We start from the raw sequence: 16840 nt of genomic DNA on the forward strand, positions 1-16840 counted from the left end.
GCCGTGTACGGACCCGTACGCACGGTTCTGTGGGCAGACGGGGCTTCGGCCCCTCTGACCCGATCCAGCCCGCGACAAGTGTATCGGACCGAGTCCCGGCAACGCGGTGGTTTGGAGGATGGGTTTCGCTGCGCTCTACCCATCCTACGTTTCTGATTTTTTGGTGTTTATTTGGGGGCGTTGGATCCTCGCCGTCTGCGGAGCGCTCGATAGGCCGCGATCTGCTGCATGATTTGCGGAAAGGGCAGGTGCTCGAGGGCGCCGAAACGCGCGATGGCGGCGAGGATCAGTTCGCGCACGTCGGCGATCTCGGCGGGGGCAGGCGCCTCGGGATCGAGTGCGACAGCGATGCCGCGCAGGCCGCCGATCTGTAGGCGCATCGCCTTCGCATGGGGCAGCGCGCGCTGCGGGTCGTCGGTTTTGAGTGCGAACCTGGCCTGCCGGCGCAGGAGATCGAGCAGGGCGATGCAGGTCTCCTGCGCCTCGTCGGAGCCGCAATGCACGCCCTCGCGTTCGGCGATACAGAATTTTTCGGCCTCCGAACAGCGGCACTGATTGGTCAGGATGCCTTTCTCGTAGGCGCAATAGCGCTCGTTGATGGCGCGATAGGTTCGGCGAAAGGCATCGTTGTCCAAGTGTCTGTCAACTCCCTGAATCGGTAGGAATCTTGAAGCGCTGAATCAGGCGGCGATCGCGTTTTGTGGGGCGCCCGGATGCGTCGCCTGCACCGACGCCGGTGTCGCGGCGCTCGCGCACGATCTCCTGGCGTTTGAGTAGACTTGCCTCGTCCTCACGGTAGAGCAAGGCCGCTTCAGTGGCCGAGCGGCGTTGCTTGCTCAGGCCGAGGACCTCGATGTTCCAGACGAGACCGCCTTTGTGGATCTCGATACGGTTGCCGATCGCGATCGCCCGCGCCGGCTTGGCACGCAGCGCGTTGACCTTGATCTTGCCGCCGTTGATGGCCTCGACGGCGAGATGGCGGGTCTTGAAGAAGCGTGCCGCCCAGAGCCATTTGTCCAGACGAACGCTTTCCGGCGAGCCGCTGCCTTCACTCATCGGCGCATCGCGCATCGACCGGAACGAGCAAAGGATCGAGCTCGCCGCGTGCATCGAGCATCGCGAGATCGTCGTAACCGCCGATATGGCGGTCGTCGATGAAGATCTGAGGCACCGTATGCCGGCGACTGCGCCGGCGCATGATCGCCATCTGCTCGCGGTCGCCCTCGACCGAGATCTCCTCGAAATCGACACCCTTGCGCTGGAGCAAGTGGCGTGCGCGCGAGCAGTAGGGGCAAATCATCGTGGTGTACATGGTGATATGAGGCATCGCGGTCTTCACCTTGCAGACGGTGGACGTTCAACGACGGTTTGGAGATGATGGCGAAGCTTCGCCGTCCGGGGTGCCGGCCGTCAACCCGACCTTGAATCTGGAGCAGGACCATCATGTACCGCGACACGCCGCACCCGATTCATCGCAGAGACTACCGCCCGCCCGAGTTCCTGATCGACCATGTCGATCTTAGATTCGAGCTTGACCCGGATCGCACCCGCGTGGAGGCCAGCCTGCAGGTGCGCCGAAATCCGGCGGCGACCCGCGGCGACGGGACCTTCAGGCTCGACGGCGAGCAACTGGATCTGGAGGAGGTGGCGCTCGACGGGCATATCCTCCTGCCTGCCGAGTACCGCGTGGAACCCGATTCGCTCACGGTGCACCGGGTTCCGGACCGTTTCCGGCTCGACACGCGCGTGCGCATCCATCCCAACCTCAACACCGCGCTCGAGGGGCTCTACCAGTCCGGCGACATGCTCTGCACCCAGTGCGAGGCGGAGGGGTTTCGGCGCATCACGTACTTCCTGGATCGCCCCGATGTGATGGCCCGTTATCGGACCACACTCGTCGCCGATCGCGAACGCTTCCCCGTGCTCCTGTCCAACGGCAACCGGATCGAGGAGCGCCTGCTTGACGACGGCCGACACTTGGTCTCCTGGGAGGACCCCTTCCCCAAGCCCAGCTACCTCTTTGCCTTGATCGCGGGCGACCTGAGTGCGATCGAGGATCGCTTCACGACGGCATCGGGCCGCGACGTCGTGCTGCAGATCTTCGTGGAGCCGCACAACCTGGACCGCTGCGACCACGCCATGCAGTCGTTGAAGAAGGCGATGCGGTGGGACGAGGAGCGCTTCGGTCGGGAATACGATCTGGACGTCTACATGATCGTGGCGGTGAGTCATTTCAACATGGGGGCCATGGAGAACAAGGGCCTCAACGTCTTCAACGACAAGTTCGTGCTGGCGCGCGCCGACACCGCCACGGACGACGACTTTCAGGGTATCGAGGGCGTCATCGCGCATGAGTATTTCCACAACTGGAGCGGCAACCGCATCACTTGCCGCGACTGGTTTCAGCTCAGTCTCAAGGAAGGCTTCACCGTCTATCGGGATCAGGAGTTCTCGGCCGATGTCGGCTCGCGCGGCGTGAAGCGTGTCGCCGACGTACGCCTGCTGCAGGCCCATCAGTTCCCCGAGGACAGCGGTCCGATGGCGCATCCGGTGCGGCCCGACTCCTATGTCGAGATCAACAATTTCTACACCGCGACCGTCTACAACAAGGGTGCGGAGCTGGTGCGGATGCAGGCGACCTTGCTCGGCCCGGAGTTGTTCCGCAAGGCGACCGATCTGTATTTCACGCGCTATGACGGCCACGCCGTGACGACGGATGACTTCGTCGCCTGCATGGAGGATGCGAGCGGGCGCGATCTCATGCAGTTTCGCCGCTGGTACTCTCAAGCCGGGACCCCTTGCCTGCACATCGAGGCTACGCACGACGCGGAGCGGGCGACCTACAGTCTGCTGATTCGCCAGGAGATCGCGCCGACGCCGGGCGAGCCCGAGAAGGATCCGCTGCATCTTCCGCTGGCGATCGCTCTGCTGGGTCCGGACGGACGGGAGCTTGCGCTTCGCCTCGAGGGGGAACCGAACCCCGGGGATCCGGGGACGCGTGTCCTGGAGGTGCGCGATTGGGAGACGCGTCTGTGCTTCGTGGACATTCCTGTCCGGCCGGTGCCCTCTCTGCTGCGCGGATTTTCCGCTCCGGTGCAGCCGAGGTTCGACTACGGCGACGAGGAGCTGCTTTTCCTGTTGCGTCACGACAGCGATGGATATTCGCGCTGGAATGCCGCGCGTATCCTGATGCAGCGTGTCCTCTCGACGATGACGGCGGATCCCGCGGCCGAGGTTCCGGCCCCTTTCGTCGACGCCTTTCGCGGCGCCCTGACGGACCCGGAGACCGACAAGGCCCTGCTGGCCGAGGTGCTGACGCTCCCCTCCGAGTCGTCGCTCGGCGATCAGATGGACACCGTCGACGTGGCGGGGATTCACCGGGCCCGCAAGGCGCTCCAGCGCATGCTCGGCGAGCGGCTCGCCGAGGAGCTGTTGCGCGTCTATCGCGACAACGCCGACACCGAGCCCTATGCGCCGACACCCGAAGCGATCGGCCGGCGTGCACTCAAGAACCTCGCTCTGAGCTACCTCATGGCTGCAGGCAACGCGCAAGGCCTTGCGCTCTGCCGCGCGCAGTTCGCCGATGCCGGAAACATGACGGACGCCATCGCCGCGCTGCGTCTGCTCGTGGATCACGGCGGCGAGGAAGGCCCGCGCGCACTGGATGCCTTTTACCGACGCTGGTCCAAGGAGCCCTTGGTGATCGATAAGTGGTTCAGTGTCCAGGCGACCAGCAGCCGCGAAGGCACCTTGGGCGCCGTGACCGGCCTGCTTCTGCACCCGGACTTTTCGCTGCGCAATCCGAATCGGGTGCGCAGCCTCGTCGGTGCCTTCTGCACGGCCAATCCGGCACGATTCCACGCCGCCGACGGCAGCGGCTATCGATTCCTCGCCGACCGGGTGCTGGAGCTGGACCCGCTCAATCCGCAGATCGCGGCGCGGCTGCTCAAGGCGCTCATCCGGTGGCGCCGCTACGACGCGGACCGTCAGGCGCTGATGCGCGCCGAGATCGAGCGCATCCTCGCAGCCGAGGAGCTCTCCAGCGACACCTACGAGGTCGCCTCGAAGGCGGTGGAGGATCCCGAGCATCCTGTCCGATGACGCCTCGTGAACTCCGGATGACGCCTTAGAGAACCGCATGCTCGGAATCGTCGATCGCTATCTGCTCTCGGAAGCCGCCAAGGTCTTCTCCGCCATCGTGGCGATCCTGGTGCTGGTGGTCGCGAGCATGCTTTTTTTACGCACGCTCGAGGAGGTGAACGTCGGGGCGTTGAGCGCGCACTTGGTGATCAAGTTTCTTGGCTTCCAGGTCGTGCGCGACATGCCGAACCTGCTGCCGCCGGCCTTTTTCCTGGCACTGCTGGTGACCTTGAGCCGTTTCTCGCGCGACAGCGAGCTGATCGCCATGAGTGCCTGCGGTATCGGTCCGCAACGTGTGTTGCGGGCGTTGCTCCTCCTTGCCGTGCCGGTCGCCTTGGTCACCGCCTGGATCTCCTTGATCCTGCAGCCTTGGGCGGCCGCCGGGATCCATCAGATCCGGATGCAGCAGAAGGAGCAGGCGGCACAGATCGCGGGGCTTCAACCGGGTCGGTTCTATTTCGAGCAAGGCGGGGAGCTGGTGCTCTATATCGGCGACATCGACCGACAGCAGTCGCTCGGCGATGTCTTTATCCTCGACCGTCGCGAGGACACCGCCCGTCTGGTGGTGAGTCGTGACGGGCGACATCGGATCGAGGAGGGTACGGGCGACCATATCGTCACCCTGTCGAGCGGGCACCGCTTCGACGGCGATCCGGGTTCGGCGGCCTTCATGATCGGCGAGTTCGAGGAGTATCGGATTCGCATCCGGGCGTCCGGCGCCGCGCAGGGCGTGATCTCCAAGCGCTCCACCACGCCCTCTCTCGACCTCTTGGCGTCGCCGGAGCTTCCCGACCGTGCCGAGCTCGAGCACCGGTTGGCCGCGCCACTGGCGATCATGGTTCTCACCGTCGTCGCGATACCGTTGGTGGCGCTCTCTCCGCGCCAGCGCAGCTCCGGTCGCCTATCCCTTGCCTTTTTGGCCTATTTCAGCTTCTTTAACCTGCAGCGCCTCGCGGAGAATTGGCTTGCGACAGGCGTGACCCCGGTCTGGTTGACGAGCTTCTGGTACCAGTTCGTGATCCTCGGCATCGTCTATCTGGTCTTGCTCCCCGAGAGCCTTTGGCTCAAGCGCATGATCGCACGCGTTTCAGGCGGGCCGAACGGGCGGCTCGGCGAGCAGCCGGGTTAAACTGCGCCCAGCCCGGTATGCAATGCTTTTGGATGGGATCGGCCCCGGCAGACTTGACCGCCGCTGCAACCGGCGCGGTTTAAATTACGAACCGGTCATTGATCGTTTCCGTAGGCACCTCAGGGACGCGTCACCTCCGCGTAGGCGCGGGCAAGGCGCTGGTCCTCGGCAACGAAATGATCGAAGCACCAGCGTTTGACCCACTGCAGCGACTCATGGCTGAAGGCGTTGCCGTGATCGCGCACCGCCTGCCGGCGAAGCTCCGTGAGCTCCGCCAACTGCAGGCTGTGCTCGCATTTGTGGGTCTGGAAATCGTCGTAATCGATCGACAGCATGATCGCTTCCTCGCGTTTGAAATGATGCCTCAGGTGATCCAAGAGGGCCTCGAAACGCGCGAGGGGCTCGCTGTCGGCGGCGTCAGGGTCCCGATCATCGCCGATTCCGGCGGGATTCAGCTCCGACCGGGGTCGGCTGGCGAGCAACTCATTCACCAGGACGACGAGCCGACGGTGGTCGGCGTCCAATGCAGGGATGCCCATGCACCATTCGTCCCGCCACACCAGCGGGGTCTGCTCGGGACGCTCGAGTATCCTCGACGTCTGGGTTTCTCGCGAAGCGACGGGGCTCTCGAGCCGATCCGACCGAGCCTGGCCGACGGGCAGCGAGCCGGTGGCGTGACGCGTATGCCGATTCATCATGACCTCCTCGACTGCGGCCGATGGATTCGAGGAGTCGCTGAAGGGCATCGCGCAGGAGGCGCCCCTTCAGACGGATCCGTCAGGCCGTCGTGATCAAACCTTCGTCCGGGCGGCGTGATGCGCACGTCCCGATCGTCTTGCCTTGCACCCGCTCCTGATCGACCCATCCAGCTCAACCCCTCCAGCCGAGCCAAGGTCTCGACCCCTCGAGAGACCTGTGAGTGCGGGCGACACCATAGGCCGGCCGACGGGATCGATCCTTATCCTGAATCAATTCGCCGAGGGGCCTGTCTCGATCCGCGCGAGCGGACGAACCTCCGCGCGGCCGCGCGGGCGGTGAGGGTGACTTGAAGTCGACGGCATTGCCGACGCCGGATGTCCAGCACAAGCCCCCCTGCGGACATCCACTCACCGTGCCTCGGGGCCTCGGCGCAGCGAGATTCCCGCGATCACGACCGCGAGCGTGACGACCGCGACGATGATGGTCGCCAGCGCGTTGATCTGCGGGGAGACCCCCATCCGCACGCTCGAATAGATCACCATCGGCAGGGTCGTCGAGCCGGGACCCGCGACGAAGCTGGCGATGACCAGGTCGTCGAGCGAGAGCGTGAAGGCGAGCAGCCAACCCGAGAGCAGTGCCGGGGCAATCAGCGGGAGCGTGATCGTCAGATAGACGCGCAGCGGCCGGGCGCCCAGATCCATCGCCGCTTCCTCAAGCGATCGATCCATCTGGGAGAGGCGCGCACGCACCACCACGGCGACATAGGCCATGCTGAAGGTGACATGGGCAATCGTGATGGTCGTGAAACCGCGACGGTCGGGCCAGCCGATGGTGTGTTGCATCGCCACGAAGAGCAGCAGCAGCGAAAGCCCGATGATCACATCCGGCATGACCAGCGGGGCGGTGAGCAGCAGCTCGAATCCGGTGCGTCCGCGAAACCTGCCATGGCGCACCAAGGCGTTGGCCGCCAGGGTCCCGAGCACGACCGCCAGGGTCGCGTTCACGGCGGCGATGCGCACGCTCAGCCAGGCGGCATCAAGCAGCTGCTGGTTGCGAAAGAGCTCGACGTACCACTTGGTCGAGAATCCGGTCCAAACGGTCACCAAGCGCGACTCGTTGAATGAATAGATGATCAGCAGCAGGATCGGCACATACAAAAAGGCATAGCCGAAGGCGAGTACCGTTAGCAACGGCCAGCGTCGACGGCTCATGGACGGCTTCCCTCCATGCGCTGTTGCAGACGCTGCATCATGACGAAGGGCACCACCAGCAGGGCGAGCAGCAGGATCGCGAGCGCCGAGGCGAGCGGCCAATCCTTGTTGGAGAAGAATTCGGTCCAGAGCAGCTTACCGACCATCAGGCTCTCGGGTCCGCCGAGTAGGTCCGGGATCACGAACTCGCCCACGACCGGGATGAACACCAACATGCTGCCGGCGACGATGCCGGCCATCGAGAGCGGCAGGGTGACCCGCAGGAAGGCCCGCATGGGTCGGCAACCCAAATCAGCCGCAGCCTCGAGCAGGCCCGGATCGAGCCGCGTTAGATTCGCGTAGAGCGGCAGGATCATGAAGGGCAGGTAGGAGTAGACGACGCCGATATAGATGGCCGTATTAGTGTGCAGGATTGCCAAGGGCGTGTCGATCAGACCAAGCCAGATCAGAAGATCGTTGAGCAGACCATTGGACTTGAGGATCCCGATCCAGGCATAGACACGGATCAGGAAGGAGGTCCAGAAGGGCAGCACGATCAGCATCAACAGGATGATCCGCCAACGCTCTGGTGCGGTCGCGATGGCATAGGCCATCGGATAACCCAGGAGCAGGCAGAGCAGGGTGCAGATGAAGGCGACCTGCAGCGAGTTGAGCAGGGCACTCAGATAGAGGTCGTCCTCCGCGACCATCGTGAAGTTGCGCAGATTGATCTCGATGCGCAGCAGACCCTCGTCGATCCATTGCCAGAGCGCGGTGTAGGGCGGTTGCGCGAGCGCCGGCTCGGCCAGACTGATCTGCAGCACGATGGCGAAAGGCAGGAGGAAGAAGAGCCCCAGCCACAGGTAGGGGATGCCGATGTTGACCAGGCGGCTCGTGCGATGCGCGTGTTTGGCGCGATTCGGGGGCGGTGCGGGCATGGTGCTCGATGGGTCTGCGGTCTATTCGGTGAGGACCACGCCGCTGGTCGGCGACCACTCGATGGCGACCTCTTGCTCCCAGGTGAGCGCCTGCTCGGTGCGCGGTTGGACGTTGGTCAAGGTCATCTCGACCAAGGCACCGTCGCCGACACGGATGCGGTAGATCGACACGTCGCCGAGATAGGCGATGTCCTCCACCCGGCCCTTGAGCTGATTGACCCCGTCGTTTCGGAAGTCTGCACAGAGCCGCATCTTCTCCGGTCGCACCGCGACCGTGACCGGCGTGCCGAGCACCATCGGATGGAAGCTGCGCATGCGCATGGGGCGGCCGACGCGGGTCTCGACCAGCACCTCGTTGCCCTCGGTGGCAACGACCTTGCCTTCGAATAGGTTGATCGAGCCGATGAACTCGGCCACCAGGCGACAGGTCGGGAACTCGTAGATGGCCGTCGGGGTGTCGACCTGCATGATCTGACCGGCATCCATGACGGCGATGCGCGTGGACATGGTCATGGCCTCTTCCTGATCGTGCGTGACGGTCACGAAGGTAATGCCGAGACGCTCCTGAAGGTTGACCAGCTCGAATTGGGTGTTCTCGCGCAGGCGCTTGTCGAGTGCACCGAGCGGCTCGTCGAGCAGCAAGAGCTTCGGGTGTTTGGCCAGACTGCGGGCGAGTGCGACGCGCTGGCGCTGTCCTCCCGAGAGCTGGTCGGGCCGACGTTTGCGCAGCTCGGTGATCTTCAGCAGCTCGAGCATCTCGCCGACACGCTCGTCGCGCTCGCGCCTCGACAGCCGATCCTGCTTGAGCCCGAACTCGACGTTCTGCTCCACGCTCATGTGCGGGAAGAGGGCGTAGGACTGGAACATCATGTTCACCGGCCGCGAGTAGGCGGGGACATCCGTGACGTCCACACCGTCGATGTAGATGCGTCCGCTGCTCGGATACTCGAGCCCGGCGAGCATACGCAGCAGTGTGGACTTTCCGCAGCCCGAGCTGCCGAGCAGGGAGAAGAACTCGCCCTGGAAGATGTCGAGACTCACGTCGTCGACGGCATAGACGTCGTCGAACTTCTTGGTGACCCGATCGATGCGCAGGTAGGGGACGGCCTTGGGATCCTGCCAAGGCTCGAGCGAACGGCGCTCGGCAAGTGTCGCCATCGGCGAGGACTCCGAGCCCGGTCAGCGATTCGCCTTGAGGCGCGTCCAGAGACGATTCAGATCGCGGATCTCCCGGTCGCTGCGCTCCGAGGGCACGAAGAGACGCGCCTTGACCTCGGCCGGCGGATAGATTGCCGGATCCTCCCGAACGGCTTCGTCCAGGAGCGGCGTGGCCGCGAGATTGGGATTGGCGTAGTAGACGGCGTTGGAGACCGCGGCAATGGCGGCGGGCTGCAACATGTAGGCGATGAAGGCATGGGCCGCCGCCGGGTTGGGTGCGTCCTTCGGGATCGCCATCACGTCGGTCCAGACCGCCGCCCCTTCACGCGGGATGACATAGTCGATGACCACGCCCTTGCCGGCCTCTTCGGCGCGCGACTGTGCCTGAAAGACATCGCCCGAGTAGCCCATGGCGACGCAGAGATCGCCGTTGGCCAGGTCGCTCATGTATTGCGAGGAGTGGAAGTAACGCACATGCGGATGGATCGCCTTGATCAGTGCCGAGGCGGCGTCGAGATCGGCCTTGTCGAGACTGTTCGGATCCTTGCCCAGATAGGCGAGGGCGGCGGAATAGACCTCGGTGGGGTCGTCGAGCAGACTGATCCCGCATGCGCCGAGCTTGGCTGCGGTCTCCGGATCGAAGACCAGCGCCCAGGTGTCGAGGTCCGCGGTCTCGCCCAAGGCGGCCTGGACCTTGTCGCGATTGATGCCGAGGCCGGTGGTTCCCCACATGTAGGGCACCAGGTGGGCGTTGTCGGGGTCGATGCTCGCGAGTTGGCTCATGATCGCCGGGTCGAGCTGGTCCAGACCCGAGAGTTTGGACTTGTCCAGCGGCAGATAGAGGTCGGCCGCGATGTGACGTGCGGCAAAGGGTCGTGCGGTCGGGAAGACCAGGTCGTAGCCGCTGCTGCCGGCGAAGAGTTTCGCCTCGAGGACCTCGTTGGAGTCGTAGACATCCAAGCGCGGTTTGATCCCGGTTTCGGCCTCGAAGCCGGAGAGCGTGTCCTCGGCGACGTAATCGCTCCAGTTATAGAGATGCAGGGTCTCGTCGGCACCGGCGACGGGCGAGATCATCGGCAAGGTGAGTGTCGAAGCAAGCACGAGGGCGGTGGAGGCGCGTTGCATACAGTCCCCGAGGAGTAATGACTTGGAGGTTGCGCCGAAGGCCGGCGTCGATAGGTCTGCAATGCTACTTCAGATTCGTCGAGCGGGTGTCGATTTTCAGTGTGAGCGGCGCGGTTTCGGTTGCAATGGGAACCTCCCGAATGGTTCGAGAGGCGTGCCGAGACGAAGCTGCCGCGGTCGTCCGAGCGGGCCGGGCCTACCGGGTGGCCCGCCCGCGCTCACCGAAGCCCCGCCGGCTCCGACAGTCGTCGGAGCCGGCGCGGCGGAGCAGCTCGACCAAATCACGCATACTGCACCGGGCCCGGTTTAGGTGCGTGCCGTCGCAGCCTCGACCGACAGGGCTCGCAACTCGATCTGAAGGCCGGATCCGAAGCGTTCGGTCGCCTCGCCCTTGGCCATCTGCACTGCGGTGACGATCGACAGCGCTTGAAGCACATCGCCGGGTGCTAAGTCCCGAGAGTCTCGCCGATGGGCATCGATACTCATCAGAAAGCGTTCGACCAGCGTCGCGACGTCCTCGTACGAATGGGTCTCCGGGTGAAGCGGCATGTCCACGTCAAAGGTGTCGCGGAGGGCTCGGGTCTGCTGAAGCTGCATGGCGTTTTCTCCTGGCTGTCGACATGGAATAAGGATCGAATCGGTGGACTCATCGCGATCCATCCGCAGCCGTCGGTCTTCTGGCTGCAATCATGTTCGCGTCGAGCATGGACAAGACTTGGACGGCGGCTCGCACACTCCCACTATGCACTTACGGTCGGGCTCGCTCCGCACCGGATCGCCACCTCCGACGAGATTTCTCGTGGGGTCAGGACTGAAGGTGAACGGTTAATGTCCAACTTTATGGGTCAACATTAGCGGTGCTTCTGATCCTTGTCAAGGCTAAAGCATAAACAAAACATGAACAGCTGATCACCACGAAGGAGACCGCATTGACCGACCAGGATGCCGCCCTACCGGGTCACACCTATCGCATCGGCGCCGTATCGCGGTTGACCGGGGTTCCGGCCGATACACTGCGCGTCTGGGAGCGCCGCTACAGCGTGGTCGCGCCGCTTCGTTCGGAGTCCGGCACGCGTCTCTACGGGACGGACGACGTGAGTCGCTTAACCCTCATCAAGCGCTTGGTCGATCGGGGCGATGCGATCAGCAGTGTCGCAAACCTGAGCCTCGATCAACTGCGCGAGCGGATCCGCGGAACGGATCTGCCCGAGCCTGCGGGTGCACCCGAGCGCCCGTGTCGGGTACTGGTGATCGGGTCGTCGCTCGCCGAGCGCTTCAGGCGCGAGGGTCCGATCTCGGGGGCAGGCGACATCGACATCGTCGGGCTGTTCGATTCGCGTCGGGCGTTTCTCGCTGCAGAGCCTGCGCCGATCACACCGGACGTCGCCGTGCTCGAGTACCCGACGATCCAAGGTGACCAGGTGCGCGAGATCGGCGAGCTGGTTGCAGCATGCGGCGCGGCCCGTGCGATCATCGTCTACAGCTTTGCAACTCGGTCCACGATCGAGCGACTCGATGCCCGTAGGCTGACTCCGAAGCGCGCGCCGGTCGATCTACAGGAGCTGCGCCAATGGTGCATGGGCCAATTTGCGAGGGCACCGGCACAGGCTGCGCAGGCGCCCGCGCTCGACCTGTCCTTGCCGATCCCGCCGCGGCGCTTTGCCGACGCGGATCTGCTGCGGATCGCCACCGCCTCGCCGAGCGTGCGCTGCGAGTGCCCGCACCACCTGGTGGATTTGGTGCTCTCCCTGAACGCCTTCGAGAACTACAGCGCCGAATGCGAGGACCGCAACGCCGAGGACGCGGCCCTGCACGCCTATCTCCACGCGGCGACCGCACAGGCACGTGCCATGATGGAGGTCGCGCTGGCGCGTGTGGTGGCGGCCGAGGGGATCCTGCTCGACACCTCGGATCGAGAAATCTGAATCCGACTGCCCGATAGCGCTAAGATAGCGGTTTAGTCCGCGGGTCCAGCGACCCGCGGCCACGGCATCAACACGAACGCCTCGGATTCCGACCCATGATTTCCCTGCTCGACTACGGCGCCGGCAATGTGCGTAGCCTCCGCAATGCCATCCATTCCCTGGGATTCTCATTGACCGAGATCGAGCACCCTGCGGATATCCTCAAAGCGGAGCGGCTCATCTTTCCCGGCGTCGGCTCTTTCGGGGCGGCGATGCAGCGCCTGCAGGCGTTGGGCTACATAGAACCCTTGCGCGAGTATCTTGCGGCGGGTCGGCCGTATCTCGGGATTTGCATCGGCCTGCAGGCGCTCTTCGAAGGCAGCGACGAGTCGCCCGACGTGCCCGGGCTCGGGATCATTCCGGGCCGGATACGCCGCTTCGACGCGGGCGCGCTCGCCGTCCCGCACATGGGATGGAACGACGTGCGCGCGAAGCGCGACTCACCCTTGTTCGCCGACTATGCCGGAGAGAAGCTCTACTTCGTGCATTCCTACTATGCCGAACCGACCGCCGAGAACCTGGCGTGGCAGCTCGCCGAGACGGATTATGGCCGGCCGTTTCTGAGCGCCGTCGAGCGAGGACGGATCTCCGCGGTGCAGTTTCATCCCGAGAAGAGCGCAAACGCCGGGTTGCGGCTGCTGCGACGCTTTCTTGCCGGAGACGAGCAGCCGATCGCCACGACGACCCCCTCGACCGATCGCAGCCCGACACATCTGGCCAAGCGCATCATTGCCTGTCTGGACGTACGCACCAACGATGCCGGTGATCTGGTCGTCACCAAGGGCGATCAGTACGATGTGCGCGAGGCCGGCGAGGTCCGCAATCTCGGCAAGCCGGTCGAGCTGGCGCAGCGTTACTACGAGGAAGGCGCCGACGAGATCACCTTCCTGAACATCACCGCCTTCCGCGATTTCCCGCTCGCCGATCAGCCGATGCTCGAGGTCCTCGAACGGACCTCCGAGCGCGTCTTCGTGCCGCTCACCATCGGCGGAGGGATCCGTGCCTTTCGCGATGCCCGCGGGAACGACTATTCCGCATTGGACGTGGCCGACGCCTATTTCCGCTCCGGGGCCGACAAGATCTCGATCGGGTCGGATGCGGTCGAGGCCGTCGAATGCTATCTGCAGCGCGGCGCCAAAGACGGCAGCACGGCCATCGAGCAGATCGCGCGGGTCTACGGCAACCAGGCGGTGGTGATCTCCATCGATCCGCGTCGTGTCTATGTCCGATCCCCCGAGGAGACGCACCATCACACCGTCGAAACCGCGACGCCCGGGCCCGACGGCGAGCGCTACTGTTGGTTTCAATGCACGGTCAAGGGCGGACGCGAGGGTCGCGACGTCGACGCCGTGGAGCTTGCGCGGGTCTGCGAGATCCTGGGGGCCGGCGAGATCCTGCTCAACTCGATCGACCGCGACGGCACGGGTGCCGGCTTCGATCTCGAGCTGGTTCGGGCCGTGAGGTCGGCGGTCGGTATCCCGGTCATCGCCTCGAGCGGTGCCGGCTGTGTCGAGCACTTCGCGGAGGTCTTCGCGGCGACGGATGTCGAAGCGGCGCTGGCTGCGGGGATCTTTCACCGGCGCGAGGTGCCGATTCAGGCGGTCAAATCCTATCTCCTCGCCCGGGGGATCGAGATCCGGGCCTGATGAGAAGGGGGCACGACAGCCCGATGGTCCGAACGCTCGCGCGCGTCCTCTTGGGTGTCTCGTTCGGCGTCCTCGTCGGCTGCGCCGTTCCCGGCCAGATGGCCGAGCCGAGGTCCGGACAGGCATCCGATCAAACCGACAACGGGCGCCGCGATACGATCCCCGGCTCGACCCGTCCTCCGCAAGGCATGAGCCGGGGCGATTGGTTGAGTAGGGTCGCCGCATGCCATCTTCTGCGCGTCGGGCAGAATCTCGACGTCGCCGTGACCGATTCGGCGGTAATCGCCGCCGCCGACAAGTACGGATTCCGGGTCGATGCGATCATCGAGCGGTCCAATCAGCTGGTCGTCGAGTACGACTCGCGCGGATCGGCACTCCTCGAATTCGCGACCGAGTCCTGTCGGCAAGTCTCCGACGCGACCGGAATGGCCTCGACCTTGGTTCGGTTCGAGCCGGACGGGACCTTGCGGATGCATTGGCTGCGCATCGACGGCGCCGAGATCGCCGACGGATTCGCGGAGAAGACTATCGGCGAGCTCCGCCGCGGACGTGCCGTCGGTCTTGTGATCAACAGCCCCGGAGGCTCGGTCTTCGAGGCGCGCAAGCTCGGGCGCTACCTGCGTACCATGGGTCTGCGCACCGCGGTCGATCAGGCCTGCACCTCGGCCTGCATCGATGTCCTCGCGGGAGGCGCAGAACGCTACGTCACGCCCGATGCGAAGCTGGGTATCCATCAGAGCAAGGTTCCTAGGCGCTTCAGCAGCCACGAGGGCGGTCAGCTCTATGTCGCCGACGCCTTCCTCTATCTACGCGAGATGGGCATCGACCCGGATGTCGCCATCGCCGCCGCATCCGTGCCCAACAATAAGATCCTTCTCATCTCGCTATCCGACGCGCTGCAGACCGGTCTGGTCACGGACGTGATCGAGCGCGTGGAGTGAAGCTGCGCTCGGACTGATCCGCACGCCACGTGCCGCTTTGGGCGGAGTGATGAGCCGGGCCGCCGAGGCGGGCGTTCCAAAGAGTTCGCCACTTCCATGCGCTGGATCAAAAAAAACATCTGGATCAAAGCCTTCTATTGATATCCAATAGTAACGATTTACGGAATTATGAAAATTAATAGATCATAATTCCGTAAAATTCGCACAGTCTTCTAGGACGGCAGTCAATCCGTGCTCGCGTTCAGGCGATGCGGCACGACCGAACGATCGCGTCGCAGGTCCGAATCTGCGCCCGGCTCATCTCCGGATCTCCGTCCGACCTTTGCCTGATCGAGCAGTTTATGGCATCCATCTTCACCGCTGTCGGCTTCATGGCCGCTCTCGGCCTACTGCTCGCCACGATCTTGATCCTGGCGAATCGGCGGCTTTACGTCTACGAAGACCCGCGCATCGACCAGGTCGAAGACCTGCTGCCGCGCGCGAACTGCGGTGCCTGCGGTACCGCGGGCTGTCGACCGTTCGCCGAGATGCTGGTCAAGGGCGAGATTGCGCCCGGCCGCTGCACCGTCAACTCGCCCGCGATGAACAAGCTCATCGCCGATTTTCTGGGCGTCGACCTCGGCGCCGACGAGAAGCGCGTGGCACGGCTGGCCTGTGCCGGCGGTGCCCACGTCGCCTTCATGCGGGCCTCCTACGGCGGTGTCGAATCCTGCCGCGCGGCCGCCTTGGTTTCCGGCGGCGGCAAGGGTTGCTCCTGGGGCTGTCTGGGGATGGGCGATTGTGCCGAGGTGTGCGACTTCGATGCGATCCGACTCGATCGCCACGGTCTGCCGATCGTCGATGCCTCCAAGTGCACGGCCTGCGGGGATTGCGTCACGATTTGTCCGAAGGATCTCTTCAGCCTGCATGCCATCAGCCATCGCCTGTGGGTGGCCTGCAAGAACCTGGACCCGGGAGACGAGGGCGAACATGAATGCGATGTCGTCTGCACGGCGTGCGGACGCTGTGCGCTGGATTCCCCCGAGGGTTTGATCGAGATTCGCGACAATCTGGCCGTCGTGGACTACACCAAAAACGCGATCGCCTCGAAGGTCGCCATCGAGCGCTGTCCGACCGGCGCCATCGTTTGGCTCGAACCGGACGGTCGGATCATTAAAGGGAAGGACGCCAGAAAGGTTATCCGCAAAGAGGCATTGCCGCTGGCTTGACGCCTGGGTCGGGGACCGCCGTCCGCTGCAATCGGCACGCCCCGGAATCGGTCGTTCCCGGAATCAGTTGTGCGAAGAATCGAAGCATCCACCCTGTCGCGCCCTCGAGCCCCGGCTTATCGCCGGTGGCCGGGCCGCCGGGTCAACCACAGAGAAGCCCCATGTTCGGAAAGCCCATGTTCGGAAATAAGGACGAGAAGCAGGTCAAGTATCCCGGCACACGGATGGCGATGGACGGCAATACCGCCGTCATCATGTGCGAGCGCGAAGCCTCCGACGCGGCCGGCGCCTATCCCATTACGCCGTCCACCCAGATGGGCGAGTATTGGGCCGAGGAGGTCGCCAAAGGCCACCTCAACGTGTCGGGAAATCCGCTGATCTTCGTCGAGCCCGAATCCGAGCATGCCGCGGCGGCCGTCACCGCCGGTATGTCCATGACCGGCCTGCGCGCGGTGAACTTCTCCTCCGCCCAGGGCGTGGCCTTCATGCACGAGTCGCTTTATGCGGCCGTGGGCAAGCGTCTGCCCTACGTGCTGAATATCGGTGCGCGCGCCATCACCAAGTCGAGCCTGAACGTCCACTGCGCCCATGACGACTATCACTGCATCGACGATACCGGATTCACCCAGGTCTTCGGCAAGAGCGCTCAAGAGGCGGCGGATCTCAACCTGATCGCCCGCAAGCTCGCCGAGCTGACCCTCA

15 protein-coding genes and 1 pseudogene are annotated in these 16840 nt (G+C 64.3%); 7 read left to right on the forward strand and 9 right to left on the reverse strand.

Annotated elements, in window-relative coordinates; all coding sequences use genetic code 11:
- Window positions 1-167: 167 nt before the first annotated feature.
- From VLR48_RS17085 to grxC, 3 genes are read right to left on the reverse strand one after another with little or no spacing between them, the layout of a single operon-like run.
- Window positions 168-635, reverse strand: coding sequence for a hypothetical protein (locus VLR48_RS17085; RefSeq protein ID WP_325292946.1), 468 nt, complete (start codon window positions 633-635; stop codon window positions 168-170).
- 7 nt (window positions 636-642) lie between these two features.
- The gene (locus VLR48_RS17090; RefSeq protein ID WP_325292947.1) at window positions 643-1056 is read right to left on the reverse strand and encodes an RNA-binding S4 domain-containing protein; all 414 of its coding nucleotides are present in this window, start codon (window positions 1054-1056) and stop codon (window positions 643-645) included.
- Window positions 1049-1327, reverse strand: coding sequence for a glutaredoxin 3 (grxC, locus tag VLR48_RS17095; RefSeq protein WP_325292948.1), 279 nt, complete (start codon window positions 1325-1327; stop codon window positions 1049-1051). The genes VLR48_RS17090 and grxC overlap by 8 nt, the downstream gene beginning before the upstream one ends.
- A gap of 116 nt (window positions 1328-1443) precedes the next feature.
- On the opposite strand from grxC, the gene pepN reads away from it, so the two are divergent.
- Complete coding sequence (pepN, locus tag VLR48_RS17100; RefSeq protein WP_325292949.1) at window positions 1444-4101, forward strand: aminopeptidase N; 2658 nt, start codon at window positions 1444-1446, stop codon at window positions 4099-4101.
- Between the two features lie 37 nt (window positions 4102-4138).
- On the forward strand, window positions 4139-5269 hold the full coding sequence (gene lptF / locus VLR48_RS17105) for an LPS export ABC transporter permease LptF (protein WP_325292950.1): 1131 nt from the start codon (window positions 4139-4141) through the stop codon (window positions 5267-5269).
- 119 nt (window positions 5270-5388) lie between these two features.
- On the opposite strand, the gene VLR48_RS17110 is transcribed toward lptF, so the two are convergent.
- The 6 genes from VLR48_RS17110 to VLR48_RS17135 all read right to left on the reverse strand — a co-directional run bounded on the left by VLR48_RS17110 (window position 5389) and on the right by VLR48_RS17135 (window position 10976).
- Window positions 5389-5964: a hemerythrin family protein gene (locus tag VLR48_RS17110; RefSeq protein ID WP_325292951.1), complete on the reverse strand. Its 576-nt coding sequence runs from the start codon at window positions 5962-5964 to the stop codon at window positions 5389-5391.
- A gap of 411 nt (window positions 5965-6375) precedes the next feature.
- Window positions 6376-7179, reverse strand: a complete 804-nt coding sequence (locus tag VLR48_RS17115; RefSeq protein ID WP_325292952.1) for an ABC transporter permease subunit — start codon at window positions 7177-7179, stop codon at window positions 6376-6378.
- Complete coding sequence (locus tag VLR48_RS17120) at window positions 7176-8096, reverse strand: ABC transporter permease subunit (protein WP_325292953.1); 921 nt, start codon at window positions 8094-8096, stop codon at window positions 7176-7178. Before VLR48_RS17120 ends, VLR48_RS17115 begins: the two co-directional genes overlap by 4 nt.
- Window positions 8097-8117: 21 nt before the next feature.
- Complete coding sequence (locus tag VLR48_RS17125) at window positions 8118-9254, reverse strand: ABC transporter ATP-binding protein (protein WP_325292954.1); 1137 nt, start codon at window positions 9252-9254, stop codon at window positions 8118-8120.
- Between the two features lie 21 nt (window positions 9255-9275).
- Window positions 9276-10328 carry a polyamine ABC transporter substrate-binding protein gene (locus tag VLR48_RS17130; RefSeq protein WP_414718622.1) on the reverse strand — a complete coding sequence of 351 codons (1053 nt, stop codon included), beginning with the start codon at window positions 10326-10328 and terminating at the stop codon, window positions 9276-9278.
- Window positions 10329-10685: 357 nt separating this feature from the next.
- Window positions 10686-10976 (reverse strand): hypothetical protein, encoded by a 291-nt coding sequence (locus VLR48_RS17135; protein ID WP_325292956.1) that lies wholly within the window; start codon window positions 10974-10976, stop codon window positions 10686-10688.
- A gap of 332 nt (window positions 10977-11308) precedes the next feature.
- On the opposite strand from VLR48_RS17135, the gene VLR48_RS17140 reads away from it, so the two are divergent.
- The 5 genes and pseudogenes from VLR48_RS17140 to VLR48_RS17160 all read left to right on the forward strand — a co-directional run.
- Window positions 11309-12304 carry a MerR family transcriptional regulator gene (locus VLR48_RS17140; protein WP_325292957.1) on the forward strand — a complete coding sequence of 332 codons (996 nt, stop codon included), beginning with the start codon at window positions 11309-11311 and terminating at the stop codon, window positions 12302-12304.
- Window positions 12305-12399: 95 nt separating this feature from the next.
- Window positions 12400-13989, forward strand: coding sequence for an imidazole glycerol phosphate synthase subunit HisF (hisF, locus tag VLR48_RS17145; RefSeq protein ID WP_325292958.1), 1590 nt, complete (start codon window positions 12400-12402; stop codon window positions 13987-13989).
- 23 nt (window positions 13990-14012) lie between these two features.
- Window positions 14013-14930 (forward strand): hypothetical protein, encoded by a 918-nt coding sequence (locus VLR48_RS17150; RefSeq protein WP_325292959.1) that lies wholly within the window; start codon window positions 14013-14015, stop codon window positions 14928-14930.
- Window positions 14931-15271: 341 nt separating this feature from the next.
- Window positions 15272-16138, forward strand: a complete 867-nt coding sequence (locus tag VLR48_RS17155) for a (Fe-S)-binding protein (RefSeq protein WP_325292960.1) — start codon at window positions 15272-15274, stop codon at window positions 16136-16138.
- 176 nt (window positions 16139-16314) lie between these two features.
- Window positions 16315-16840 (forward strand): annotated as a pseudogene (locus tag VLR48_RS17160) (pyruvate ferredoxin oxidoreductase); the annotation flags it as partial.

It is taken from the genome of Thiocapsa sp. (assembly GCF_035467215.1).
Lineage (GTDB): Bacteria > Pseudomonadota > Gammaproteobacteria > Chromatiales > Chromatiaceae > Thiocapsa.